This window comes from Marinobacter sp., assembly GCF_048269445.1.
Lineage (GTDB): Bacteria > Pseudomonadota > Gammaproteobacteria > Pseudomonadales > Oleiphilaceae > Marinobacter.
This window is the reverse complement of the sequence record NZ_JBLXIQ010000001.1, coordinates 630761-656429: the sequence shown is the minus strand read 5'-3', so window position 1 is coordinate 656429 and position 25669 is coordinate 630761. Positions and strand designations below refer to the sequence as shown.

Genomic DNA, 25669 nt, shown 5'->3' with positions numbered 1-25669 from the left:
GCTCCTTCGGCACATCCATGTGACGCTCGGGCTCCGCCATCCCTGGCTCCGCACGGTTTTGGAAGGGGCCCTCCCCTTACTGTCGCATCAAGCCTGGGTATTAACGTTCTCCAAGCCGAAGTGCCAGCCCGGAGGCACGCACCACCTGCTGCCCCACGCTGTCTTTCAGCACCTGGGCATCGCCGGTGATCAGGCTGAACCAGTTTTTCGCCCGGGTGATGCCGGTATAGATCAGCTCTTTGGTGAGCACCGGGCTGAGCCGGTCCGGCAGCACCAGGCAAGTGTGGTTGAATTCGGAACCCTGGGATTTGTGCACGGTCATGGCGTACACGGTTTCCAATTGCTGCAGCCGGCTGGGCGAAATCCAGCGGATGCCACCGGTGCTGTCGCCGCTGGGGAAGGCGACTCGAAGAGTTTCCCCGGCCTTACCGGAGTCGGTCCGGTCCCAGGGTACGTTGAAGGTGATGCCGATATCCCCATTCATCAGGCCCAGGTTGTAGTCGTTGCCGGTGACCAGAACCGGCCGGCCGGCGTACCAGCCGTCCGCTCTCGGGATCATCTTTTCCGCCAGCAGCTGCCGGGCTACCCGGTCGTTCAGGCCTTCCACTCCCCAGGGGCCTTTGCGCAGGGCACAGAGAATCTGGAAGTCGTTGAAGGCCTCAAGCACCCGAACCGCCAGGGCATCCCAGTCGTCCCGGGGGCTGGTGTCGGTCAGGTCATGATTCTGCATCTGTTCCAGATAATGGCGATAACCGACTGGCGGTGGCAGTTCCTTGCCATTCACTACCCGCCCCTGCCCGGCGTTACGAAACGCCTGGGGTGAGCCGGTGATGGCGTGGTGGCAGATCTGGGCCAGGGTTGCTTCCGGATCGGGTTTTGGGGTGTGGCCATTGAGCCAGATCACATCCTGGAACTCCGCCTTCTGGATCTGGCGCAACACCGCGCTGTCCAGGGCGCTTGTGTTGACCGCTTCCGACAGCTTGCGAATGCCACTGTCGTCCTGGAACCGATAGCTCTTGCGCAGCATGGCCACCGCCTGGTCCATGGGTTGGCCATTCGGGTCGATGAGGGTGTCCGGAACGGTATCGCCGGTGACGGCCGCCAGCCACCGGGCGGTCTCCGGGGCATAATGCGCCTTCAGAGCGCGCTGGCACAGTTCACCCAGTACCGCACCGGCATCCACGGAGGCCAGCTGGTCCTTGTCACCCAGCAGAATCAGTTGGGCCTTGGCGGGCAGGGCGTTGAACACCGAGGCCATCAGGTCGACATCCACCATCGAGGCTTCATCGATCACCAGAATATCCACCAACAGCGGGTTATCCCGATGGTGGCGGAACCTGCGGGTATCCGGCCGACTGCCGAGCAGGCGGTGCAGGGTAGTGACCCGGGTGGGAATGTCCTCCAGCTGTACCTTGCCCGGCAGTTTATCCAGTGGCAGACGATTGACAGCACTGCCAATGGATTCGTTCAGGCGGGCGGCGGCCTTACCAGTGGGTGCGGCCAGACGAATGCGGTATTTGCGGCCGGCGCGTTCAGGCGATTGCCCCGCAACCGCCTGCAGCGCTGCCAAAAGGTTCACAACCGTGGTGGTCTTGCCAGTGCCGGGGCCGCCGGTGATCACGGCGAAGCGGTTACGGGCAGCGAGGGCGCAGGCCAGTTTCTGGTAATCCACCGGTTCCGGTGACTGGAACAGTTGGCCAAGCGCCTCCGACAGGGTTTGGGCCGCGGCGGACGCCGGGTCCGCCAGGGGTGTTGGCAGGGCCAGGCGTTGCAGGATACCGTCGGCAATGCGCTGTTCATAACGCCAGAAACGGCGCAGGTAGAGCCGGGTCTCCTGCAACACCAGCGGAGTCGTTAGTGAGCCATCACTTACCGCCAAAGATTCGATCAGGGCGCTTTGGCAGTCCGCCAAGGTTACCCGCGCAAGCAAATCACCGGGTTTCAGCTGGCTCAGCTCAGCGGCTTCGGACTCGGTGAGGGTACCGCGAACCGGCTCCTCCGGCGGCAGCGACAGGGTGTCGCCGGCATCGGCCAGCAGGTTGGCCAGATCAATACAGACATGGCCCCGGCCCACCTGATGAGAGGTCAATGCTGCCAGCAGCAGAACCAATGGGCTCGGAGCTTCGCCCTGCTCTTCCGACAGCTGACAAATCAGCCGGGCAAAACCCACATCCAGGGGTCGAATCCATTCCGCCTGTTGCCATTGCTGCAGCAAGGTATCGGTCTGGTCGAGGCTGGCCAGCAAGCCGGATTTATCCACAGCTGCGTATTCGGCTATTGGCGCCGGAGCGGCCGCCGCGTTGTCATCCCCCAAATCCAGCGTGATCTGGTTTTCGGAATTGTGGGTGCGAGTGCGAGTGCGGCTCATGCGATCACCTCCCCTGACACGGTCTCACCATCAAACAGGGCATTGAGTTGTTCCATCAGGGCCTTCGGTGGCTTGTCAGTGAAGGCGCCTCCGCTGGCCGAATTCACCCCGCGCAGGAACAGGTATACCGCGCCGCCGATGTGCTGGTCATAGTCGTAACCGGGCAGCCGGGCTTTGAGCAAGCGATGCAGGGCCAACAGGTAGAGCACATATTGCAGGTCGTAGCGTTTACTCAAAATGGCATCACCCATGGCCTGATCGGTGTAGGCGTTGTCGTTCTCCCCCAGGGTGTTGGACTTGTAGTCGAGCACGTAATACTGCCCGTTGTATTCAAACACCAGATCGATAAAGCCCTTTAACATGCCGTTGAAGCTGTTCTCTTCCACCCCGGGCCGGTCGGCGCCATTCAGCGTGTAGCCGGTCACCAGCTGGTCGAGCTTGCGGGTGCTGACGTTTCGGCTTTCGAACCAGAACTCCAGTTCCGGGCGCAGGGTGGTCAGGTCTGCGAGGCTCACGCTTTCGTTGCCAGAGCGTCTCAGCTGCTGTGGCCGGGTGATCAATGCCAGTAACCACCGTTCCAGCGGTTTCACCCAGTCGCCCCAGCCGCGGGTGCCGCACCGGCGGGTGAGCTGTTCCCGGAGCAGGGCGGGGTTATCCACAACCCGCTGGAAGCCATGCTGGCTGCACCATTCCAGCAGTTCGTGCAGGAAGGTGCCGGGGCCGGCGCCTTTGGGAAAGTTGTGGTGGTTGCGATGGTCCGGAACCGACGGGGGTTCGTCGCCTTCGTCCTGGGCGCTTTCTTCCAGCAAGTTCTGGAGTTGGGCATCCTCGACTTCACCAGTGAAGGCGATGCCGGTGCCTGCCATACCGGTGTACTCGATGGACGAGTAACTGGCAATCCACCAGTCCTCTTTCGCCTCACGGCTGGATTCCAGTGCGGGGCCCAGGGCTTCCGGCGCAGGTTCGTTGTATTGTGTCGTTTCGGCTTCCGGCAACGGGGCTACGATAATTTCCGGTCGGCCTTCGGCCAGGCGGGCCAGGCAGTCGGTGATCCGGCTCTGGGCTGCACCGGCGATCAGATAGCCCAGGCCACTCTGTTGCCAGTTGTCGAGGGCCCCAGCGCCGACCCAGGTGGCAAACCGGGCCCGGGTCAGGGCCACGTAGAGCTTACGAATATCCTCGCCCAGGCGCTCCTGGTCCGCTTTGGCGACGTCTTCAGGGGTTGGATCGAACACGGTGATCAGTTGGCCCTGGTTATCGTGGTAGCGCACAAACGCCTGCTTTTCACTCTGGGCCCGATACGCGGTACCGAAAGGCAGGAACACCAGTGGGTATTCCAGGCCCTTGGATTTGTGCACGGTAATCACTTTCACCAGCCCGGCGTCGCTTTCCAGGCGCAGGGTGCGATGTTCGTCTTCCTCGTCGGCGGCCCGCAGAATCTGGGTGAAGTGGTGCACCAGGGCATGTTCCCCATCCAGTTGCAGGCTGTCCTGCTGAAGCAGTTCGGCAATGTGGAGGACGTCGGTCAGCCGCCGTTCGCCATCAGCCCGTTGCAGTAACCGGCCGGGTACCCCGAAATCCATCAGGAAGCTGCGCAGCATTGGCAGCACACCCTGTTTCTGCCATTGCTGCTGGTACCCCATAAACCGTTCGATTTCCCGCTCCAGGGCGAGCTCGTCGGTGAGCAACTGATCCAGGCCCTGCCAGGACTGGCCCAGCGTGGGCGTGGCCAGAGCCGCGCGAATGTAGGCCAGCTGCCGCGGTTCGGCGAAGGCGCGCAGCCAGCACAGCATTTCCCTGGCTTCCTGTGACATCAGCACCGAATCCCGGTCTGAAAGGTACACACTCTTGATCCGCCGGCGGCCCAGGGCATCCCGCACCGCACCGGCTTCGGTGCGGTTATTGACCAGAATGGCGATGTCTTTGGGGGCGACCGGCTCCAGATCATCCGGCTTGTTCGGCGCGGCGAAGCCGGCCTGTCCCGCCTGTCCCAGGGTCAGCAGCCGGGCAATTTCGCTGGCGCAGGTTTCCGCCACCTCGGCGGTGACGGTGCCTTTGGCCAGGCCTTTCGGGTTGCCATCTTTGCCCTCTTCTCCGGATTCGTGGGTCCAGAACGTCAGGCTCGGCTGCAGTTCCCCGTTCACCGACCAATGGCGTTTGGTACCGTTGGCCGCCACGCCCTGGAAGGGCAGCGGCGAGGTATCGCCTTTGCCGAACAGGAAGGCACCGTCGCGGCTGTGCTGGTCGCTGTGTTCGAACACCCGGTTAACGGCCGCCACCATGGGTTTGGCGGAACGGAAATTCCTGCCCAGGGTCCAGGTGCGTTCTTTCACGCCCTGGCGGGCCTGCAGGTAGGTATGGATGTCCGCACCGCGGAAGCCGTAGATGGCCTGTTTGGGATCGCCGATCATCAGCAGGCAGGTACTCGGGTCGGCATTCGCCACGTTATAGATCCGGTCGAAAATGCGGTACTGCACCGGGTCGGTATCCTGGAATTCGTCGATCAGTGCCACCGGGAACTGGCGGCGGATGGTAGCGGCCAGTTGGTCGCCCCGGGGCCCGTGCAGGGCATCGTCCAGACGGGAGAGCAAGTCGTCAAAGCCCATTTCCGAGCGTTTCTGCTTTTCCGATTCCAGTCGTTTGGCGATCCAGTGGCTGGCGTGGCGCAGGATGTCGGACTTGGCACTGGGCTGACTCTGACCGAAGGCCATGAGTTCTTCGACGGCGTCGAAGGCCGGGTGAAGGGGCGCGGGGTCCTCCCCTTTCAGGATGTTGTCCAGGCCTTCGGGAGTCTGGTTTTTGAAACCGGCGGCACTGTCGAGCTTGTCCGGCAACAGCTCGTCGGATTCGGTCCACGCGATCAGAGCGTCCCAGACCTTGAGCATGGCGTTCTTGCTGCCACCGTGGAGCCGCTTGCCCCTGTTCAGGTCGTTGAGCAGGTCAGACACCTCGCCCTGCCACTGCGCCCAGGGGTGCGCTTTCAGCTCCTGAGCGCGTGTCTGTCGCTGGCTGACCACCCGGTTGATGGCCTGGTGAACACTGTCCGGCGGAGTGCCCAGGCTGTCCGGGTCATCGATCAGGTTGCGCACGGCCTTGCGCAGGGCAGCGGGGGTTTTCCAGTGACTCAGGGCTTCGTCCATCAGTGCCGGGGGCAGCGGGTAAACAAAGGTCCGCCAGTAATCCCGGGCGACGTCGTCCAGCAGTTCCCCCTGGTCGGTTTCCAGGGTGAGCTTGAACAGGCTGCCACTGTCGAAGGCGTGTTCGCTGAGCATGCGGTTGCAGAAACTGTGGATGGTGGACACCGCTGCCTCGTCCATCCATTCGGCGGCCAGCAGCAGCTTCTTGCGGCAGTCTGGCCAGGTGGCCGGGTCCGGGTAGCCGTCATTGCGCAATTGGTAGATGAGCGCGGTTTCCGCCGGTGGCTCGGGCTCGTCAGGGGCATCGGAGAACACCTCGGCGGCCTGGGTCAGCCGGGTGCGGATACGATCCCGAAGTTCCTTGGTGGCGGCCTCGGTAAAGGTCACCACCAACAGGTTGGGTGGCAGCAGGTTCTGCAGCGGACTGTCTTCAGTCTGGCCATGAGCCAGCACCAGGCGCACATACAGGATGGCGATGGTGAAGGTTTTGCCGGTGCCGGCACTGGCCTCGATCAGGGCACTGCCGTTCAGGGGCAGCGCCAACGGGTCCAGGTTGGGGTTAAAATTGGTCATTCCACACTCCCGATCTGCTCTGCCGCAGACTTGCCCTGCTCCGCTTCCCACAGGGGTACATAGAGCTCATGCAACAGAGCTTCGAATTCGCCGCTGGCCATCAGCAGCTCGGCGTTTTCAAAGGCCCCTCGCAGGTATCCGGTATCCCGTTCCAGAGCGGTGCTGTAGGCCTGTTCCGCATCGCTGATGGCCCGCTCGTGGTCGCCCAGGAATTTCTTGCTTTGATAGAAGCTGTAAATCCAGGCAAATCCGGCATCGCAGTGAATAGGCAGTGCCCGGGTGGTGGCGTCCATCCAGCGGTTGAGAATTGCGTCGAGATACTCCCTCGCCGATTCCGGTGCGATCGGCGCAAAGCGGAACTTGCGGCCTTCTTCCTTGCCCAGAATCAGGGTTTCAAACGGCTGGGCGCTGAGCTGCCCGGCCAGGTGAATCACCCAGTCCCGCATCAGGTTGGCATAACGTACTTTCTTGCTGTAACCGGAGCCGGTCAGCAGGCCGGAACTGGCCACCACCAAGCGGCACAGCTGGCCGCCGGGATTGCAGCGCAAGCCGTCGATCAGATCTACCACGTCCACGGCTCCGCTCGCGTTTTCAAGCCGGTAGTCGAAGGGCAAGGGCTCGGCCACGGCTTCCGGCCATTGGGTTAACGCGCTCTGGTAACGCTCAAACAGATCCGGCAAACGTCCCGACAGCTCCGTGCGCAGGCGGTGCTCGGTCACTCCCATGCCCAGGTCGCCCCGGCGGGCCATGCGGTCCAGAGTGGTCTCCAGGCGTTCGTGCAGCTCTTCTTCGGAGCGGGCCTTCAGCAGGCCTTCGTGAATCAATTCGTTATCCAGGCGCCAGCGATCCAGGCCGTTCAGGTCGAAGTTTTCGTTGTCGGTGTCGTCGTCTTCCACATCGTCAAAGCGCACCTGCAGGCGTCGCTGATAAAAGGTGTCGATGGGCTTTTTCAGGAAGCCGGCCAGATCGTTCAGGCTGATGGGCTCCTCCGGCGCCTGGTACGGCAGTGCGTCCTGCACCTGTTCCGCGGTTTCAACGCCATGGGCGCTGCGCCATTCCCGCTCGTAGGTGAACAGGTTGCGGGCCTGCAGCACCTGGGCCAGTGGTCTGGGTGCACTGAGTTCACCATCACCCCCGCCTTCGCCCATGCCATTGGCTCTCGGGAAGTAGTCCCGGCTGAAGGGTTGCAGCGGGTGTTGGGTGGTCAGGGCTTTGGTGACCTTGGCATCCGGTTGGCCGGCCACGGACCACAGACTGTCCAGATGGTCCTGCAGCTGGCTCACCAGCACCGACGGTGGCCGCTCGGAATCGTCCTTGATGCTGCGCCCTACCCAACTGATGTACAACTGTTCCCGGGCCGACAGCAGCGCTTCCAGGAACAGGTAGCGGTCGTCTTCGCGGCGGGAGCGGTCCCCTGGCCGATAATCCTGCGCCATCAGGTCGAAATCCACCGGCGGCCGGGAGCGCGGGTAATCACCATCGTTCATGCCCAACAAACAGACCTTACGGAAAGGAATGGCCCGCATCGGCATCAGGGTGGCGAAGTTCACCTTGCCGGCCAGGAAGCGCTGATTCAGGCCGCCTTCGTCCAGGCCTTCAAGCAGCACATCCTTGACGATGTTCAGGGGCAGGCGTTGAGTGTCCAGACCGGCGGCCATGGCGTCCTCCAGCCACTGCTCCAACTGGCGGCGGAACCGGTTGAGCAGCAACAGATCCCTGCCCTCGACTTTGTGGAAGAACTGCCCGAGCATGTCCGAGAACAGGATGTCCCAGTCGCCAGGGCTTCGGGTGCTTTGCAGTGCCTGCCAGAGGGTTTCCAGCTGGTGTACAAACTCACTCAGGCGCCCGGCCAGACTGGCCTGCAGCCCACCGATTTCGCCATAGGGCTCCACGCCGGCCCAGGGTTCGTCGTCGCCCATGCCGTAACCCAGCAGCATGGCCCGCAGGCCGGACTGCCAGGTATTTCGCTCCAGGTCGGCCGGCAAATCCAGGCTTTCCCGGTGTTGGCCGTGCAGCCCCCAGCGGATGTTGGCGCCCTCCACCCAGCGCCGGGCCAGGGGAATCTCGTCTTCGCGGATGCCAAAGCGGTCCCGGATGCCGGGCACTTCCAGCAGGCTGATGATTTCACTGACGCCGAACCGGCTGCGAGGCAGCGACATCAGGGTTTCCAGGGCAATCAGCACCGGTTCGTGGTGGCGCTGGCCCTGGTCGGAAATGGTAAAGGGAATGTGGCGCTTGCGGCCGGGCTGGTAGCGGCCAAATACCGCCTGAATGTGGGGCGCGTAGACGTTGATGTCCGGCACCATCACGATCACATCCCGGGGCCGAAGATCGGGATCAGAATTGAAAGCGGCCAATAGTTGGTCATGCAGAATTTCCACTTCCCGCTGGGGGCCATGGGCATTGTGGAACACCAGGGAATGGTCGTGGCTCAGATCCAGCTGGCGCTCCTGCTCGCGGACTTCCTGCAACGGCGTCAGGTTGTGGATGTCGTTTTGCAGCTGGTGCAGCAGGCAGGGTTTCTCGCCGGCACCGTGTTCCGAGAAGATGTCGATTTTCTGGTCCGGCGTCCGGAAGCTGTCCCGATACTCTTCGGGGTTGTCGAATTCGTCCAGCAGCCGGATATAGTCGCGGCCCTGCTTGCCCCAGGCCGCCAATAGCGGGTTGGCGTGCTGGTGCAGCTGGTCCGGATCATCAATCTGTGAGAGTACCGGGTGGGCCGCGCCCCGCTTACGCTCGGCCTTCAGCAGTTCCCGGTCGCTGATGATATCGGCCCAGTAGAACTGGCTGGGGTTGTGAACACAGAGCACCACCTGGCTGAACCGGCTCAGAACGTACAAGGCTTCCAGCGCCTGCCGGGGCAGTGATGACACGCCAAACACCACAATGCGTTTGGGCAGCCGGGCCGGATTGGCCGGAGCGCTGATGCGCTGGCCCTGCTCCATGAAACGGGTGTGGATTTGTGAGCGGCTGGTGTCGGCGGCGTCGCCAACGTCGTCCACCAGCTTACGCCAGAGTAACGGTTGCCAGCGGGTTTCCGGGTCCAGGGCCTTTTCTTCGCCCCGGGCGGTGATGATCACATCCTTGCCCTGCTCCCAGGCCGCCAGCCAGTCGGCCCGGAACACCTGGTATTGATCGAACAGATCCGCCACTTTCTCCGCCAGCTGGAAATTACGCAGATCCGGGTCGGAGCCCTCCAGAAACCGCGCCAAGGGAGTGAAGGCGTCGTCCTGCCCCACCAGCTCCGGCAGCAAGCGGTAAAGCCGCCACACCAGCCGGCGCTTATCGAAGGGCGACTGCTCGGGCACTTCCCCGTCCGGCAGCACGGCCCGGTAGGCCTGCCAGATAAATCGGGCCGGGAACAGAAAATCCATGCCGGCGGCAATGCCCAGCCCGCCTTCCATGCCATCCTCCGTGCGCTTCTCCGCCAGTGCCAGTTTCAGCCACTGGGCAATGCCGTTGCTCTGCACCAGAAAGGTCTCGCTCTGCAGCGGTGGCATCGGATTCTGCCGACAGATGTACACGACCGCCCGGCGCAGGTCTTCCAGGTGGTTGGCGTGGATGGCGTGAAAGCCGGGTTCGATGGCGGCGGGCTTATCGATGGACGGAGCGGCCATGGGTTTCCTTGTCTGGTGTGCAGTTCAATCCTGATGCCACAGGTTACCGTATGTGACCATAGATGCGGACAGTCTGAAATGGCTGATTGCAGTAAAGCTCAGCTACAGATTAACGGGTCGTGGCGATTAGCTGAAGCCAATGAAACGAGCGCCTGGAAAATTGCCGGCGTTCGCCTGCTCCCGGCCTGATTCGGTATCTGAGTTGCTCACACCAAGTGGCGGCCGCCATCCAGGGCGATAGTCCGTCCGGTCATGTACGGGTCGGACTCATCGCTTTCGGCCAGCCAGTCCGAGGCGTTGTGGATAATGGCCCTCAGGCGGTCGGTTTTGGTCTTGAGGGTGTCAACAAACGCATCAATCCCGTCATTCGTGGCAAAATTCGCGTGGATGCAATCGGCACCGGCCTTTTGCAGGGCATCGACCGCTGGCTGGTAGCTGCGATAGGTAACGATAACGGGCTGGCCCTGTTCAAGGCAGGCTCTGGCAAAGGCCAGGCCAATGCGCTGGCCTGCGCCGGTGATTAGAATGGGTGCGGTCATGGGGTTCTCCTGTAATCGAACCTGTCGATACGTTTACGCCACCCACCCGGGTCATTGCGGCTGCTTAAATCCCGGGGTTACTTGCGAGAGAACTGAACCAGGCTATGGCATTTCAGAGTCCGATGGACATCAGACCGGGTACGGCAGATCTCGAGAATCCGCTGTATTACCTCGAAAACATGGAGACCGTGGTCGGCTGGGTGTTGAGTCACCACGCCGATTTGCTGACCACGGAAGAGCAGGACCGGCTGAGAGCATTTCAGGCGCTTTCATTGCCGGCACGGGCGCTGCTGACCCGGATGGTGATGCGTACGGGTGAACTGTTTCGTGCCGATAAACTGCGCTACCCGGAACTCGGCGTGCCGGAAAGCGAAGCGCTGGAAGAACTGGTGGCGGGCTGCTGGCTGGATGCGGAACCTTTGCTCACCCTCGACCAGTTGTTTCGTCTGTATACCCTGGGGGAATTGCGCCCGGTGTTCGCAGCGGCGCTGCAGGAAGCGGGATGGCCGAAAACCCTGCCGAAAGGGCAAATGCTGGAGGTATTGCAGCAATCTTTTCCCGACGCGCTGCCGCTGGCGGACTGGCTTGGGATGGACATGCCACCGGTTGTTTGCATCAACCACATGGCGCTGTTTGACCGGGTCCGGCTCATGTTCTTCGGCAACCTGCGCCAGAGCTGGTCCGACTTCGTGCTGGTGGAACTGGGCCATCAGCGTTACGAACCGGTGACCTTCACCCCGGATTCCCGGGCGTTCCAGCATCGGTGGGAGGTGGATCTGTACCTGACGATGCACCAGTGCCGGGCATGGCTGGATGAGGGTGTGCCCGCCCGTGAGGTCTGGCCGGAGGTGCCGGCGCCTTCGGACAACGCCTGGTTGACCGGCCGCCGCGACCGGCTGTTATTGGAGTTGGGCCGGCAGGCGGAACGTCAGGGCGAACGGGAGCTGGCCCTGCAGGCACTGGGCACCAGCGGCCACCGGGAAGCGCGGCTAAAGCAGCTTCGGTTGCTGGAGCGGATGAAACGTCACGGGGAAGCCTGGGCCCTCGCCTCACAGTGGCAAACCCAGCAGCTGAGTGACGCCGAAGCCCAGGGACTGGCCCGCATTCTGAAACGCCTTGCCGCCAAGCTGGGTGAACCCTCTCCGCCCTCTCTCACGCCGCCCTCCATCCGGGAATTCATCCTGACCCTGCCAAAACCGGCGCTGGGCTCGGTGGAATTCGCCGTGCAACACCATCTGTGGCGGGACGAATCGCCGGTGTTCTATGTGGAGAACACCCTGATTAACGGCCTGTTCGGGCTGTTGTGCTGGCCGACCGTCTTTGCGCCCGTGCCGGGTGCCTTTTTCCATCCGTTTCACGTGGCGCCGGCGGACCTGACCCGGGAAGATTTCGTGGCCCGTCGCCAGGCGTCTTTCGATCGGTGTTTCGCCTCGCTGCATGATGGCAGCTACCGAGAGCGGATTCTCGAGACCTATGAGGCCAAACAGGGCATTGCCAACCCCTTCGTAATCTGGCCCGTAGTGACCGAAGAGGTGCTGAATCTGGCGCTGGATTGCATCGCCCCTGCGGACCTCGAGCACATGTTCCGGCGCCTGTTGCTGAACATCCGGGAACACCGCAGCGGTTTTCCGGATTTGATCCGGTTTCACCCTGGCAACACAGGACCTGATCGCCAATACGAAATGATCGAAGTGAAAGGCCCGGGTGACCGGCTGCAGGACCACCAGATCCGCTGGCTTGAGTTTTTCGCCGCTGAGGGCATTCCCGCGAGCGTGTGCTACGTGCGCTGGCAGGAAAATGAGGTGGCGGGATGACGGCCAAGGTTGCCATCCGCACGCTCTGTGAGTTCGCCGCCCGCCAGGGTGATCTGGATTTTCGCTACACGCCGGCACCCAGTGCCCAAGAGGGCATTGCCGGCCACCAGGCCATCCAGTCCCGGCGGGGTTACGGTTATAAAAGCGAGTATTTACTGACTGGTGAATGCTTGGGAATAGAGCTTTCCGGGCGTGCGGATGTCTATAACCCGCACCGTGGACGACTGGAAGAGATCAAGACCCACCGGGGCGACCTGTCCCGTATCCGTGAGCACCAACGGGCGCTCCATCGGGCCCAGTTGCGGGCCTATGGCGCCCTGCTGTGCCGGCAGGAAAACCGGAAAACGCTGGAACTGGTGCTGATCTACTACGATACCGGTAAGGACAAGGAAACACCGGTGGTGGAAAGCGCCGGCGCCGACGAACTCTGGCAGGAGCTGGAAGCTCTGTGTGGCCTTTACAAGGCCTGGGCGGAACAGGAAAACCATCACCGGGAGCAGCGGGATGCCCTGCTTTCCCGTCTGGTGTTTCCTTTTCCGGCATTCCGCCCCAGGCAGCGCCAGTTGGCGGCGACCGTCTACAAGAACTCGCTGAAATCCGACACCTTGTTGCTTGAGGCCCCGACCGGCCTGGGCAAGACGCTCGGCACCCTGTTCCCGGCGTTGATGGCCATGCCGGCGGCACAGCAGGATCGGTTGTTCTACCTGACCTGCCGCAACACCGCCCGCCAGCTTGCCATGGATGCGGTGGCGCGCCTGCGCGCGGCCCAGGCCGCCCCTGCCTGGCCCCTGAGAACCCTGGAGCTGGTATCGAAAGACGACGCCTGTGAACACCCGGACAAAGCTTGCCACGGCGATTCCTGCCCGCTGGCGAAAGGTTTTTTTGACCGGCTGCCCGATGCCCGGGCCGAGGCTGCCCAGACCGAAGGGACACTTGATCAGGTGACTTTGGCGACGATCGCTGCAGGACACGATATCTGCCCCTATTTTCTGGCCCAGGAAATGGCCCGCTGGAGTGATGTGGTGATCGGCGATGTGAATCGGCTGTTCGACCAGTCCGCCCTGCTCCACGGCCTGGTTCGCCAGAATAACTGGAAGGCCAGCGTACTGGTGGATGAAGCCCACAACCTGGTGGACCGGGGCCGGGGCATGTATTCGGTGCGACTGGACCAGCAACGATTGCTGAAGCTGAAAAGGACTGTGCCCAAGCCATTGAAAGCGGCGATTGACCGCACGGCCCGGGCCTGGCAAAGCCTGGTCCGGGATCATCAGAGGGAGGATGACACGCCGGTCTTTCTGGCGTCCCTGCCGGCCCAGTTGCTCGGCGCCCTGCAAGCCATGGTTTCCACTCTTTCCGACTACCTCGCCGACAATCCGCCAGACCTCGCGCTGCAGGAACTGCTGTTTGAAAGCGTGGCCTTCATGAAACTGGCGGACACCTTCGGCGATCACTCCCTGTGTGAGTTCCAGCGCGCCGGCCGGGGCCGGGCCAGTCTGACCCTCCAGAATCTGATACCGGCGGACTTTTTGCGGGAACGGTTTGAGGCGGCGGACTCGGTGCTGCTGTTCTCGGCTACCCTGAGCCCCGGTGTGTACTACCGGGATCTGCTCGGCCTTCCCGAGGATTCGCGTTTCACCTCGCTGCCCAGTCCGTTCAGCGCGGATCAACTGCAGGTGCATTTCACGCCGGGCATCAGTACCCGCCAGAGTCACCGGGAAGCGTCATTCAAGCCGATTGCCGATTTGATCGCTCGCCAGTTCCGGGAACGGCCCGGGCACTACCTGGCGTTCTTCAGCAGCTTCAAGTACGCCAGGCGGGTGAGTGAAACCCTGGCCGATCAGGCCCCCGATGTGCCCCAACGGGCCCAGCAACCGGGGATGTCGCCCCAACAGAGGGCGGCGTTTCTCGCGGGTTTCCGGGAGCCAGGGGGCAGTGTCGCCTTTGCAGTACTCGGTGGCGTGTTCAGCGAAGGCATCGACCTGCCTGGGGATCAGCTCATTGGTGCCTTCGTGGCGACCCTGGGCCTGCCGCCCTTCGATGCCTGGCACGAAATTCTGAAAGCCCGCCTGGAGCAGCGTTTCGGCGCCGGCTATGACTACACCTATCGGATTCCGGGCCTGCAGAAAGTGGCCCAGGCCGCCGGGCGTGTCATTCGCACGCCGGAGGACGAGGGCGTGATCTGGCTGATCGATGATCGGTTTCTGCAGCCGGCGATCCATCGGCTTTTGCCTCGTTGGTGGTTCCCGAAAAGCCAAGCTGGTCCATAACGTGTGTTAGCCATCGAACAGACGCCAAGCGCAGGTAACGCTAACATTAAAAAAGTGCCCGGCCAGTCAACTGCCGAGGCATGGCCCCGCCGGGGTTTAAGGGAGTCGGTGTTGGCAAAATAGGAGAGCAAACTATGGAACGTATAATTCGACTGGTCCCGATGCTGGCAGTGGCGATGCTTGTGGCAATGTTTGTCGGATGTGCCTCGACCGAAACCAGTTCAGGCACTGGTGAGTACATCGACGATACGGTGATCACCGCCAAGGTAAAAGCGGCGATTTTCAATGAACCGACGCTGAAAAGCGCGGAAATCAACGTTGAGACTTACAAAGGTGTGGTCCAGCTGTCTGGCTTCGTAAGCTCGCAGGCTGCCATCGATACCGCCGTTCGGGTGGCCCGTGGTGTGAAAGGCGTGAAATCCGTTGCCAACGAAATGGAACTCAAATAGCAGCTGACGGGAAATTCAGAGGCACTGGGCAGACCTCCGGCCAGGCGCAGCGGCCGGCCCATAGACCTCAGCAACACATGATCCGCCGCTCCCGGTTCGGCGGGATCATGTAGATTGTATTCATACGAACGGGCATGTTCTGCTCCGCTTTATGCACGGGCATTTCGGTATACCGTTGCAGGAGTTCCGGCAGCAGTGTCTTCTGGGTCGGGTCCAGATGCTGCACCACCAGAAATGCCATGCTGGCAACAGAAGGCGTATTGCGGAAAGAGTCTTCCAACGATGCCAGGCTTCCGGCGACGGCGCCAATACCAGCAACACGCATCAGGGCTGCGCGGTGTGAATCGTGGCTTCCTCAGTATCGCCAAAACGCTGTCACCGGAAGCCGCAGCCCTGGTGCGGGTCGCGGGCACTGGACCGCAATCGGTCATAGCTGCCGGCATTCGGGTATTCGTCCGTGTCCTTCATATTTCCCCCAACATATTCCTCCCGAAACTGGCGTCTGGGTTACGTGAATAGAGTCCACTTCATCTTGGGGCACCGGAATTGCTAGTGCTGGGGTTTTTGAAAAAGAGACTTCCGCTGTGTGGGTTAGCGAACAGAAGATGTGCAGGGCAAGGGCTAATGTGTTTGTAACGGAATGTTGCTGAGCGTCGAGGTCAGCGCAATGCCGAGGCATAAGGAGCCTATTATGAATATCGATACCATCCGGTGTGCGTTCAGGCGTATCGGTCTTTCTACTTCTTTGATGTTCGCCACACTGACCCTGGTTGCCTGCGCGTCTGCGCCGCTGCCGCCAACGGAGTCCCTGAATGCTGCCAGAGATGCCATTGCCAGTGCCGAGCAGGCCGAAGCCCGGCAATATGCCGGGGCCGAGCTGGAAGAGGCGAACCGGCACATGGCCGCAGCGATCAAGGCCGCTGAAGCTGAACGCATGGCCGAAGCCGAACGCCTAGCCAAACAGGCGCGAGTTGCCGCCGAGCTGGCGATTGCGAGAACGGAAGCGGCCAAGGCCGCAGCCATCAATCGTGAAATGGGGCGTGGTGCCGAAGCTCTGGATGAAGAAATGCAGCGTCAGGGAGATCAGCAATGAAGATTCCATCGTTTTTGAAACCGGTTCCGGGCGTGAAAACCGGGGCCGTGGTTTTGCTTTCCTCGCTGCTGCTGAGTGCATGCGCCATGTCGCCGACGAGCCCGGAAGGCTCGGAAGATGTGCGCGCCAAGCTGACGCAGCTGCAACAGAATCCGGACATGATGACCCATGCCCGGGTGGAACTGCGCGACGCGGAAGCGGCGGTTGAACTGGCCGAACAGCCGGTGGATGACGACGCGGTGGCCGCTCACCGGATTTACATGGCAGACCGGATGGTCGAAATTGCCCGTGCCAAAGGCAAAGCCGGATCACTGGAAGCTGAGCGGGAGCTGTTGGGCGAACAACGGGATGAGGCCCGACTGGCGGCCCGAACCAGGGAAGCAGACCGGGCCCGCGCCGAGGCCGAGAGTGCTCGTAGCTCGCAAGCACAGGCGGCCGCTATGTCTGCCCGTGAGGCCGAGGAACTGCAGCGTCAGATCGACACCCTTGAGGCCGAGGCGACCGAGCGGGGGCTGGTCCTGACCCTGGGTGATGTGCTGTTTGCCACGGGCAGTGCGGAGATTCAGGGCGGCACAAACCAGAACCTGGAGAAACTGGTGAACTTTCTCAAACAGTACCCCGATCGCCAGGTGTTGATTGAAGGCCATACCGACAACGTCGGCAGTGCCACCTTCAACCAGACCCTGTCCCGCCAACGGGCCGAATCGGTCCGGCGGTTTCTGGTAAACCGTGGCATCGAGAGTAGCAGACTGTCGGTGTCTGGCTATGGCTTCGAACGACCTGTGGCCAGTAACGATACGGCCATGGGGCGCCAGCAGAACCGTCGTGTTGAGGTTGTCATTGAGAACAGGGAATAACGGCATGCAGCGATATAGAGACTTTTTCCCGCTGGCGGCCGCTACGACCGTCAGTGGCGATCTGGGCAAGGGTAATCCGCTGAGTGATGCCCTGCCATTTGCCATCCTGGTGACAGACCAGGATGGCAAATGCCTCTACAGCAATGCCGCTTATCAGAAGCTTTGTGGCTGGTCTGGCGACGAGCTGATTGGATCGCACTGGAGTGCGGTCATTCACCCTTACGATCATGAAAGGGTTGTCCGGGACTGGGATTCGGTGGTGCTGGGGCACAAGTCCTTCGTGGGGGAAGCACGGTTAAAGTCATCAAGTGGCAAGATTGTCTGGACCCGTTGGAACGCGGCGTTGATGACTGACGACATGCCCGGCCACTGCTGCGTACACACTATTGAAGATATCAGCACCTACAAAGCCCATGAGAAGGCACGGAGAAAGGCCGAGAAGCAGCTGTTCGAGGAAAAGGAACGGGTGCGGGTTACCCTGGACTCCATCGGCGATGCGGTGTTGTGCACCGATATCGAGGGCCGGGTCTCCTATATGAACAGAGTGGCAGAAACACTCACCGGTTACAGCCACCAGGAAGCCATCGGCCGGCCCTTGCGGGATGTGTTCCATGTGGTGGATGCGACCACCCGTGAGCCGATGACAGACCCTGCCCGGCGAGCTATTCAGACCGACAGCGTTGTGGCCCTGGAGGCAAACGCACTGCTGGTGGCCAGAGACGGCGTGGAACTTGCCATCGAAGACTCGGCGGCACTGATCCACAACCGATTCGGCGTGGTGACCGGTGCGGTCATCGTATTTCACGATGCCCGCTTTTCCCGGGCAACCACCGACCGTATGGCGCACCTCGCGCAACATGATGAGCTGACCGGACTGCATAATCGCACCGCGTTTTACGAGCGATTTGACCAGTCGCTGGCACTGGCACGGCGCCATGGCAAACAGATGGCCCTACTGTTTATTGATCTCGATAATTTCAAGAATATCAATGACGTTCTTGGCCACGACAATGGCGATGCCATCCTTTCGGCACTGGCTGGCAGACTGAAGAGCTGTGTGCGGGCGGCGGACACTGTTTGTCGCTATGGTGGCGATGAGTTTGTGGTGCTGTTGGGGGAAATTGCCCAGCCGGATCACGGCTACGCCGTTGCCGATAAGATTCGGGAAGCTGCGGCGGTACCTATGGTTATCGGTGGCCACGAGGTGGCGCTTCAGCTCAGTGTCGGGGTGAGCGTGTATCCCGACAATGGCGACACCGCCGACGAGCTTTTAAAAAATGCCGACAAGGCTATGTACCGGGTCAAACTATTGAACCGGCGACCTGTTGCCGACAGTCTGGTATCAACTCCTGAGAGCCCTAGGGGCCAAAACTAAAGCCTGACGTTGCTTGAGGTTAGGCGGTCTGTCTCCCGTCTGACCACGGCGTAACATTCGCAGCAAAGCGCTTCGAGTCTGGGCCGATCCTTCACCGTGATGTGGCCGCGATGGTATTCAATCACCCCGAGCTTCTGCAGTTTGCCAGCGGCATCGGTAACACCCTCGCGTCGGACGCCCAGCATGTTGGCGATCAGTTCCTGGGTCATCGTCAGGTGATTGTCCGGGAGGCGATCCAGAGAGAGCAGCAGCCAGCGACACAGTTGCTGGTCAATCGAGTGGTGGCGGTTACACGCGGCAGTCTGAGACATCTGGGTGATCAGCGCCTGGGTGTAGCGTAGTAACAGGAACCGCGTGTCGGGGTCTTCGTTGAACTCAGCTCGGAGTTCCGGGGAAAGCATCCGGTAAGCCAAACCTTTGCTTTGCACGATCGTCCGGGTGGGGGTACTTTCTCCACCCATGAATACGGCAATGCCGGCCATGCCTTCGTTGCCGACCACGGAAATTTCGGCAGAAGAGCCGTCTAGCATCACGTAAAGCAGCGAAATGATGCAGTTGGTCGGAAAATAAACGAATTCAATGGGTTGCCCGGATTCGTAAATGACGTCACCGAGATTCAGTTCTACCAGTTTGAGCTTTGGAAAAATCCGTTTTTTGGCCCGGTCCGGCAGAGCAGCCAACAAATAATTCTGCTCGGGAGCGGTTGGGGCATCAAGCATAGTCACCTCCCTGATGAAGCTATGTAACTCTGTTGGTTTCGGGTCCTTATGCAGGTTATGGGTGTGAGGCGAAAACACGCCTGCCAAACACTACAAAACGCTAACACAGAATGATCATTCTGACCGCATCATTATTTTTTATTGATTGCCGGAGTTGCGAAGAGCTGCGGGCCTCGCTTTCAGCGTTCGGTTGATGACGACAGTTTTTATCCCCCCCTGCTGGGCAATGGCGGCCCATGCCTGCTCCAGCGTGGCCCTGGCTATGGCTTCATGATTCTGGGGCAGGGAGTTCACCGCAAGCGGTAGAAAGTCCAGCAGGCGATCATCCCCGAACGTCGCCAGGCGAAGGTTGTCCGGCAGTCCGCCCGGTTGTTCCAGCAACACATCCAGAACCCCCTGAAGCAGAGTGTAGGAGGCCGTTACCACGGCGTCCGGCAGGCCATGCTCCCGGAGCATCCGGTTCATCATCGCCGCACCGGAGGCGCGATCGTAGTGGGGACCGCTCATGATGAGAGGGGTGACCCCGGCCTGGCCGGCGGCGGCCAGAAAGCCCTCTCGTCGTTCGCGGGTCATGGCAATCCCGGGCACGGCATCCAGCCAGGCGATCGTGGAGGCATCGCTCTCCAGCACAGACCGGGTCAGGGCCTCGGCGGCGGCCCGGTTGTTGCTGACCACGCAGCGGATCACCTCCGGTGACTGGGCGCGGTCCACGGCAACCACGGGCAGGCCATCCTGCTGGAGGTCCCGGTAAAACGGGTCGTCCCGGGCCAGAGCGCTGGCCACGATCAGGGCATCGCAGCGTCTTGCTCTCAAGGACCGAGCCAGGGATTTCTCGGTCTCCGGGTCGTCGTCAGAGCCGGCGATCAGCAGCTGGTACCCCCGAGCACGGGCGCCTTGCTCAAGCAGCTTGGCCAGCCGGGCGTAGCTGGTGTTCTCCAGATCCGGCAGGATAAACCCCAGGGTCCGGCTGGCTCCGCCCCGCAGCGCCGCCGCCTGGGTGTCCACCTGGAAATTATGATCGCGAGCGACCGCAAGTACCTTCTCGATGGTGTCCGGCTTGATGCGCCGGGCAACCCCCTGGCCATTGATGACATAACTGGCGGTGGTTCTTGAAACGCCGGCAAGCCGGGCAAGTTCCGCAAGGGTCATGGGCGACAGCTCCGATTAAAAGATTGCTTGATTTCTGATCATATCTGTTTCATGATCGATTTTAAGCATGCTGACACGATTCAGCAATGAAAAAAGAGACGTTCTATCAAAACAACAAAGCGAGGCAACGCTCATGCTGACGCTGACCGCCAACGACGTTCGACTGGGTGCCATTGCCACTGACTGGCAAGACGCACTGCAACAGGCGGCCCTGGACCTTGAAACTGCAGGCCGCATCTCCCCCGAGTACCTGGCTGGAATGATGGCCCGTGAACAGCAGTCATCCACGGTGCTGGGTAACGGCATTGCCATTCCCCACGGTACGCCCCAAAGCCGGCAGGCTGTTCTGGAGACGGGTATCCGCATCCTCCAGTTCCCGGAAGGGATCACCTGGCACGATGGTGCCCGGGTTCATCTGCTGGTGGCCATTGCGGCCCAGTCTGATGAGCATCTGGATATTCTCCGCCATCTTACCCGTGTTCTGGACAAGTCCGGATTGGCGGAGCGGCTTGGCCGGGCTACTGACGCCGCCGAACTGGTCGCCTTGCTTTCCAAAGCCCCGCGGGTTGCCAAATGTGACAGCGACACCCTGTGCCTTGGTATCGACGCCTCGACGCCGAATGAGCTGGCTCTGATTGCCGCCGCCCGCCTCCAAAGCTTGCGCTGTGTGGGTACCGATTTTCTGGCGGAAATTATCGGGCAGCCGCCGGTGGCCCTCGGGCAGGGATTCTGGCTGATCCATCATACCGTTGGTGCGAAGCGCCCGACCCTGTCACTGGCAACACCAAAGCGGCCAACGCCGGAACTTCGGGGTGTGTTCTGTCTGGCCGGGCCCGGAGACGAATGTCACGACCTGTTGGACCGTATTGATAATTTCCTGGCGCGCAATGAACCGATTGACGGCCTGAGTGCGGACGCCCTTCTGGCCAGGCTGTCCGGTGAGGCTGCCAATGCCATCACTGCAAGAGTGACCCTGCTCAATACCCACGGACTCCATGCCCGGCCGGCCAAGCATCTGGTCCAGGAGGCACGGCGCCATAATGCCAGCATCCGGATACGCCTGCTGGAAAGTGATGGCAGCGCGGTGTCCGCCACCAGTCTGACGCGCGTCATTGGTTTGGGCGCTCGCCGGGGGCAGATGTTGCTGCTGTCGGCGACCGGAGACGAGGCCGATCAGGCCATCGTGTCGCTGACCAGCGCCATTGAAGACGGTCTGGGCGAGAAGGTCGATCCGCTGCGCTCTGCCGAACAGAAAACCACGGCGCAGGAGGCTCAGCCTGCTGAACCCCTGGCTGACGACCAGCCAATCAAAGCCGTGGCCGCCTCCCCGGGGCTGGCGATGGCGCCGGCGTTCGTGATGCGCCAGCCGGTTCTGGAGTACCCGGAGTCCGCTGCCGACAGTGAACAGCAGATTCAGCGCCTGAACCGGGCCATTGATGAAGCGGGTGGTCAGCTCCGGACCCTGATCCGTCATGCGGAGGGCGGTGAAGCCGCGCCGATTCTCTCGGTGCATGTGGAAATGCTTCAGGATGAGGACCTGTATCAGGCCACGCTGGAAGCGATCAATGACGGTGCCTCCGCCGAAGCGGGTTGGTGGAAAGCCATCGACACCGCAGCCCGGGGCCAGGAAGCGCTGGCTGATCGGCTGCTGGCGGAACGCGCCGCGGATTTGCGGGATGTCGGCCGCCGGGTGCTGGCCAATCTCTGCGGCGCGGCCATGCCGACGCCACCGGACACCCCCTACATTCTGGTGGCCGACGATCTCGGGCCGTCGGATGTCGCCCGACTGGATACCACGCGGGTACGTGGCCTGATCACCGCCCGGGGTGGGGCAACCTCTCACAGCGCCATCCTTGCCCGTGCTCTGGGTCTGCCAGCGGTGGTGGGTGCCGGTGAGCGAATACTTACTATCACCAATGGCTCTGATCTGGTAGTGGATGGCGAACGGGGCTGCCTGGTGCCGAATCCGGGGGCTGAGCGATGCGAGAAAATCCGCCGTCGCCTGGAACAACTGGAAGCGCTGCAGGCGCAGGCCCATGAAAACCGTAATCAGCCGGCCACCACATCGGATGGACACACCATCGAAGTTTGCGCCAACCTGGGCAACACGGCTCACACGCCGGATGCGGTTGATCGGGGCGCCGACGGTGTCGGCCTGCTTCGCACCGAGTTCATTTTCATGGCCCATCCCGAAGCCCCGGACCTCGACACCCAGGTGCGTGAATACCAACATGCGTTCGATGCCCTGAACGGCTTGCCCCTGGTGGCCCGTACCCTGGATGTCGGGGGTGACAAGCCCCTGGATTACTGGCCCTTGCCCCAGGAAGACAACCCGTTTCTGGGCATGCGCGGCATCCGGCTGTCCCTGACCCGACCGGATATTCTCGAAACCCAGGTGCGCGCCCTGCTGACTGCGGCGGGCGACCGGCCCCTGCGCATCATGTTCCCCATGGTCAAGGATCTGGAAGAATTCCGGGCTGCCCGGGCGATCGTGTCCAAAGTGCAGGCCGAAGTACCAGCCGGTGATGTTCAGGTGGGGGTAATGATCGAAGTGCCCTCCTGTGCCCTGCTGGCGTCGACCCTGGCGCCGGAGGTGGATTTCTTCTCCGTCGGCACCAATGACCTGACCCAGTACACCCTGGCCATCGACCGTGGCCACGGCCAGCTGTCGGCCGAGTCGGACGGCCTGCACCCGGCGGTGTTGCGACTGATCCGGATGACGGTAGACGCGGCCCATGCGCACGACCGCTGGGTCGGGGTTTGCGGAGAACTGGCCTCCGACCCCCAGGCCATTCCGGTCTTGTTGGGCCTGGACGTGGACGAGCTCTCGGTTACCAGCCGTCGGGTGCCCCTGGTGAAGGCCTGCATTCGTGGCCTGAGCCTCGAAAACGCCCGCCAGCAGGCCGAAAAGGCCCTGTCCATGGCAACCGCTGCTGAGGTGCGTGATGCCCTGGAGGCCTGGTGATGGCCAACATTCTCACCGTTACCCTGAATCCGGCACTGGATCTGAGTGTCGAAATCGCCGATCTAACCCTTGGCGAAGTCAATCGCACCGGCAACACCCGGCTGGAACCCGCTGGCAAGGGCATCAACGTGGCCCGTGTGCTGGCGCGGCTGGGCCATTCGGTCACCGTGACCGGCTTGCTGGGCGAAGCCAATGTCACCGCTTTTGAGCGGCTGTTCGCGGCTGAAGGGTTGCAGGACAGTTTTGTGCGCGTGCCAGGCCAGAACCGGATCAACGTCAAGGTCGCCGAGCCCGGTGGCCGGGTGACCGACCTGAACGGACCGGGGTTCCGGATGCCGGCAGACGCTCTTCAGCGCCTGGAATTTCGCCTGGCGTCGCTGCTGCCGGACTGCGACGCAGTCGTTATCGGCGGCAGTCTGCCCGAAGGGTTTCCGCCTTCCGGGCTGGCTGAGCTGGTGCAACAGGCTAACCGCGCTGGCAAACCGGTCTGGCTGGATGCCAGTGGTGAGGGTCTTAAAGCCGGGGTGGAGGCAGGGCCTTTTGCGGTCAAGCCCAACACGGATGAGTTGTCTGGCTGGGCGGGTGTGCCCTTGAAGGACATGGCCGCAGTGGAAACCGCAATCGCCCGAATCCGTGCCCGCGGCGTACCTCATGTGGTGGTGTCCATGGGTGCGGGCGGCGTGTTGTGGTCGTCACCGACCGACACGTTGAGATCCTGGGTACCTCCGGTCTCGGTAGTCAGCACCGTGTGCGCCGGCGATACCTTACTGGCGGGCATGCTCCACGGTGTGCTTGCTTGCCAGCCTGATGATGCAGTACTGACGTTCGCCACGGCGTTGTCTGCCGAATGTGTGCAACACATCGGTGTCGGAAATCCCCAGGCACCGGACTTTTCTTCCCTTCTCCAACAAACCCGGGTGCAGCCATGGCCCGGGGAAAACAACACCGGAGAGATGCCGTTATGAAACTGATTATTGTGACTGCCTGCCCCCAGGGCGTGGCAACCCGCTTTCTTGCGGCCCGGGCACTGGAGCGGGCAGCGAACCGTCGCGGCTGGTCGGTAACCACCGACAGCCGGGGACCGGATGGCAAAGCGGAAAGCCAGCCCGATGCTGAAACCATCGAGCAGGCGGACCTGGTTATTGCCGCCGTCGGCGTCGCGGTGGACCTTGAGGCCTACGCCGGCAAACGCCTCTTGGAGATCCCGGTCACTGCCGCGTTGCCTGATCCGGATGCAATTCTGGATAGGGCTCAGGCAGAGGCAGTGCCCTGGGATCCGGCCAGAGCCAGCCAGGCAGCGACAGCCTCTGCCGGGAAGGTATCTGCTGGTAAACGGATTGTTGCCGTAACCGCCTGCCCCACGGGCGTTGCCCATACTTTTATGGCGGCAGAGGCCTTGACTGCTGCGGCAGAATCGGCCGGCCATCAGATCCGGGTGGAAACCCAGGGCTCGGTGGGCGCCCAGAACCCCCTGACTGACGAGGAAATCGCTGCCGCGGATGTGGTTATCCTGGCCTGCGACATCGAAGTGGACCCAAGCCGTTTTGCCGGCAAGCGGGTGTGGCGGACCTCCACCGGCGCCGCCCTGAAAAAACCCACCGATGCCATTCGTGATGCCCTGGCCGAGGCGGTGGTTCTTGATGCCGGACCGCAGAAAGCCGCCAGCAGTGCCGGTAGCGGCGAAAGCCGGGGGCCCTATAAGCACCTGCTCACCGGCGTTTCCTTCATGCTACCGATGGTGGTGGCGGGCGGTTTGCTGATCGCCCTGTCCTTCGTGTTCGGGATTGAGGCATTTCAGCAAGAAGGCACCCTGGCCGCGGCCCTGATGCAGATCGGTGGCGGCACCGCGTTCAAACTGATGATTCCGTTGCTGGCCGGGTACATTGCCTGGTCCATTGCCGACCGGCCCGGCCTGGCGCCCGGCATGATTGGCGGCTATTTGGCCGGTGAACTGGGCGCCGGTTTCCTCGGGGGCATTATCGCCGGCTTCCTGGCCGGCTACGTGGCGCGCTTTATCAGCCAGAAGCTGCCGATGCCGGAAAGCATCGAATCCCTGAAGCCGATCCTGATCATCCCGCTGTTGGCCAGCCTGGTCACGGGTCTGGGGATGATCTACGTGATTGGCGAGCCGATGGCGGCGATTATGGACGGTCTGACCGGTTTCCTGGAGAGCATGGGCACCACCAATGCGATTCTGCTGGGCGGTATCCTTGGCGCCATGATGTGCTTTGATCTGGGCGGCCCGGTCAACAAGGCGGCCTATACCTTCGGGGTGGGCCTGCTCTCTGAGGGCAGCGGGGGTTCCGCGCCCATGGCGGCCATTATGGCGGCGGGTATGGTGCCGGCCATTGGCATGGGCGTGGCCTCGTTTGTGGCCCGCCGCAAGTTTGCCGAGGCGGAGCGCCAGGCGGGCCGGGCCTCGTTTGTGCTGGGTCTGTGCTTTATCTCCGAGGGGGCGATTCCGTTTATGGCCAAGGACCCGCTGCGGGTGATTCCGGTGTGCATGGTTGGTGGGGCGATCACCGGAGCCCTGACGATGCTGTTCACGGTGAAGCTGATGGCGCCCCATGGTGGGCTGTTTGTCTTGGCCATTCCGAATGCGGTCAGTTCGGTGTTGCCTTACCTGATTGCCATTGCGGTGGGGTCACTGGTTATTGGCTTCGGCTATGCCCTGCTGAAAACGGGGAAGGCGGAGGTGGTGGCGACGACCTCCTGATTGCCGATCGCAGATGAAGGAAAATGGCCCT

General features: G+C 61.9%; 16 protein-coding genes. 9 read left to right on the top strand and 7 right to left on the bottom strand.

Annotated elements, in window-relative coordinates:
• Window positions 1-100 precede the first annotated feature (100 nt).
• The 4 genes from recD to ACN0XM_RS02995 all read right to left on the bottom strand — a co-directional run bounded on the left by recD (window position 101) and on the right by ACN0XM_RS02995 (window position 10234).
• Window positions 101-2368: an exodeoxyribonuclease V subunit alpha gene (gene recD, locus ACN0XM_RS03010; RefSeq protein ID WP_417565434.1), complete on the bottom strand. Its 2268-nt coding sequence runs from the start codon at window positions 2366-2368 to the stop codon at window positions 101-103.
• Window positions 2365-6078, bottom strand: coding sequence for an exodeoxyribonuclease V subunit beta (gene recB / locus ACN0XM_RS03005; RefSeq protein WP_417565433.1), 3714 nt, complete (start codon window positions 6076-6078; stop codon window positions 2365-2367). The genes recD and recB overlap by 4 nt, the downstream gene beginning before the upstream one ends.
• A complete protein-coding gene (gene recC, locus ACN0XM_RS03000) occupies window positions 6075-9695 on the bottom strand; it encodes an exodeoxyribonuclease V subunit gamma (protein WP_417565432.1) in 3621 nt (1206 codons plus the stop codon). The genes recB and recC overlap by 4 nt, the downstream gene beginning before the upstream one ends.
• A gap of 206 nt (window positions 9696-9901) precedes the next feature.
• Window positions 9902-10234: an SDR family NAD(P)-dependent oxidoreductase gene (locus ACN0XM_RS02995; RefSeq protein WP_417565431.1), complete on the bottom strand. Its 333-nt coding sequence runs from the start codon at window positions 10232-10234 to the stop codon at window positions 9902-9904.
• Between the two features lie 104 nt (window positions 10235-10338).
• On the opposite strand from ACN0XM_RS02995, the gene ACN0XM_RS02990 reads away from it, so the two are divergent.
• From ACN0XM_RS02990 to ACN0XM_RS02980, 3 genes are all read left to right on the top strand, one after another.
• Window positions 10339-12048, top strand: a complete 1710-nt coding sequence (locus ACN0XM_RS02990) for a VRR-NUC domain-containing protein (protein WP_417565430.1) — start codon at window positions 10339-10341, stop codon at window positions 12046-12048.
• The gene (locus ACN0XM_RS02985; protein WP_417565429.1) at window positions 12045-14315 is read left to right on the top strand and encodes a helicase C-terminal domain-containing protein; all 2271 of its coding nucleotides are present in this window, start codon (window positions 12045-12047) and stop codon (window positions 14313-14315) included. Before ACN0XM_RS02990 ends, ACN0XM_RS02985 begins: the two co-directional genes overlap by 4 nt.
• Before the next feature lie 134 nt (window positions 14316-14449).
• Window positions 14450-14764: a BON domain-containing protein gene (locus ACN0XM_RS02980; protein WP_417565428.1), complete on the top strand. Its 315-nt coding sequence runs from the start codon at window positions 14450-14452 to the stop codon at window positions 14762-14764.
• Between the two features lie 67 nt (window positions 14765-14831).
• Here the strand turns inward: ACN0XM_RS02980 and ACN0XM_RS02975 are convergent, their stop codons facing one another.
• Entirely contained in the window at window positions 14832-15089 is a 258-nt protein-coding gene (locus tag ACN0XM_RS02975) for a chemotaxis protein CheB (protein ID WP_417565427.1), read from the bottom strand.
• Between the two features lie 366 nt (window positions 15090-15455).
• On the opposite strand from ACN0XM_RS02975, the gene ACN0XM_RS02970 reads away from it, so the two are divergent.
• The 3 genes from ACN0XM_RS02970 to ACN0XM_RS02960 are packed head-to-tail and all read left to right on the top strand — an operon-like array spanning window position 15456 to window position 18089.
• Entirely contained in the window at window positions 15456-15857 is a 402-nt protein-coding gene (locus ACN0XM_RS02970; RefSeq protein WP_417565426.1) for a DUF4398 domain-containing protein, read from the top strand.
• On the top strand, window positions 15854-16714 hold the full coding sequence (locus ACN0XM_RS02965; RefSeq protein WP_417565425.1) for an OmpA family protein: 861 nt from the start codon (window positions 15854-15856) through the stop codon (window positions 16712-16714). Before ACN0XM_RS02970 ends, ACN0XM_RS02965 begins: the two co-directional genes overlap by 4 nt.
• Before the next feature lie 4 nt (window positions 16715-16718).
• On the top strand, window positions 16719-18089 hold the full coding sequence (locus ACN0XM_RS02960; RefSeq protein ID WP_417565424.1) for a diguanylate cyclase domain-containing protein: 1371 nt from the start codon (window positions 16719-16721) through the stop codon (window positions 18087-18089).
• Here ACN0XM_RS02960 and ACN0XM_RS02955 read toward each other — a convergent pair.
• Entirely contained in the window at window positions 18086-18808 is a 723-nt protein-coding gene (locus ACN0XM_RS02955; protein WP_417565423.1) for a Crp/Fnr family transcriptional regulator, read from the bottom strand. The genes ACN0XM_RS02960 and ACN0XM_RS02955 overlap by 4 nt on opposite strands.
• A 138-nt stretch (window positions 18809-18946) precedes the next feature.
• The gene (gene cra / locus ACN0XM_RS02950) at window positions 18947-19957 is read right to left on the bottom strand and encodes a catabolite repressor/activator (RefSeq protein WP_417565422.1); all 1011 of its coding nucleotides are present in this window, start codon (window positions 19955-19957) and stop codon (window positions 18947-18949) included.
• A 133-nt stretch (window positions 19958-20090) separates the two neighbouring features.
• Here cra and ptsP point away from each other — a divergent pair, with 133 nt between their 5' ends.
• The 3 genes from ptsP to ACN0XM_RS02935 are packed head-to-tail and all read left to right on the top strand — an operon-like array spanning window position 20091 to window position 25638.
• Window positions 20091-22922 carry a phosphoenolpyruvate--protein phosphotransferase gene (gene ptsP / locus ACN0XM_RS02945; protein ID WP_417565421.1) on the top strand — a complete coding sequence of 944 codons (2832 nt, stop codon included), beginning with the start codon at window positions 20091-20093 and terminating at the stop codon, window positions 22920-22922.
• Entirely contained in the window at window positions 22922-23887 is a 966-nt protein-coding gene (gene pfkB / locus ACN0XM_RS02940; RefSeq protein WP_417565420.1) for a 1-phosphofructokinase, read from the top strand. Before ptsP ends, pfkB begins: the two co-directional genes overlap by 1 nt.
• Window positions 23884-25638: a PTS fructose-like transporter subunit IIB gene (locus ACN0XM_RS02935; protein WP_417565419.1), complete on the top strand. Its 1755-nt coding sequence runs from the start codon at window positions 23884-23886 to the stop codon at window positions 25636-25638. Before pfkB ends, ACN0XM_RS02935 begins: the two co-directional genes overlap by 4 nt.
• Window positions 25639-25669: the final 31 nt, after the last annotated feature.

What these genes read in the sequence shown, in the direction of transcription:
- recD (WP_417565434.1), bottom strand. Translation starts at nt 2,368, where the DNA reads ATGAGCCGCACTCGCACTCGCACCCACAATTCCGAAAACCAGATCACG.
- recB (WP_417565433.1), bottom strand. Translation starts at nt 6,078, where the DNA reads ATGACCAATTTTAACCCCAACCTGGACCCGTTGGCGCTGCCCCTGAAC.
- recC (WP_417565432.1), bottom strand. Translation starts at nt 9,695, where the DNA reads ATGGCCGCTCCGTCCATCGATAAGCCCGCCGCCATCGAACCCGGCTTT.
- ACN0XM_RS02995 (WP_417565431.1), bottom strand. Translation starts at nt 10,234, where the DNA reads ATGACCGCACCCATTCTAATCACCGGCGCAGGCCAGCGCATTGGCCTG.
- ACN0XM_RS02990 (WP_417565430.1), top strand. Translation starts at nt 10,339, where the DNA reads ATGGCATTTCAGAGTCCGATGGACATCAGACCGGGTACGGCAGATCTC.
- ACN0XM_RS02985 (WP_417565429.1), top strand. Translation starts at nt 12,045, where the DNA reads ATGACGGCCAAGGTTGCCATCCGCACGCTCTGTGAGTTCGCCGCCCGC.
- ACN0XM_RS02980 (WP_417565428.1), top strand. Translation starts at nt 14,450, where the DNA reads ATGGAACGTATAATTCGACTGGTCCCGATGCTGGCAGTGGCGATGCTT.
- ACN0XM_RS02975 (WP_417565427.1), bottom strand. Translation starts at nt 15,089, where the DNA reads ATGCGTGTTGCTGGTATTGGCGCCGTCGCCGGAAGCCTGGCATCGTTG.
- ACN0XM_RS02970 (WP_417565426.1), top strand. Translation starts at nt 15,456, where the DNA reads ATGAATATCGATACCATCCGGTGTGCGTTCAGGCGTATCGGTCTTTCT.
- ACN0XM_RS02965 (WP_417565425.1), top strand. Translation starts at nt 15,854, where the DNA reads ATGAAGATTCCATCGTTTTTGAAACCGGTTCCGGGCGTGAAAACCGGG.
- ACN0XM_RS02960 (WP_417565424.1), top strand. Translation starts at nt 16,719, where the DNA reads ATGCAGCGATATAGAGACTTTTTCCCGCTGGCGGCCGCTACGACCGTC.
- ACN0XM_RS02955 (WP_417565423.1), bottom strand. Translation starts at nt 18,808, where the DNA reads ATGCTTGATGCCCCAACCGCTCCCGAGCAGAATTATTTGTTGGCTGCT.
- cra (WP_417565422.1), bottom strand. Translation starts at nt 19,957, where the DNA reads ATGACCCTTGCGGAACTTGCCCGGCTTGCCGGCGTTTCAAGAACCACC.
- ptsP (WP_417565421.1), top strand. Translation starts at nt 20,091, where the DNA reads ATGCTGACGCTGACCGCCAACGACGTTCGACTGGGTGCCATTGCCACT.
- pfkB (WP_417565420.1), top strand. Translation starts at nt 22,922, where the DNA reads ATGGCCAACATTCTCACCGTTACCCTGAATCCGGCACTGGATCTGAGT.
- ACN0XM_RS02935 (WP_417565419.1), top strand. Translation starts at nt 23,884, where the DNA reads ATGAAACTGATTATTGTGACTGCCTGCCCCCAGGGCGTGGCAACCCGC.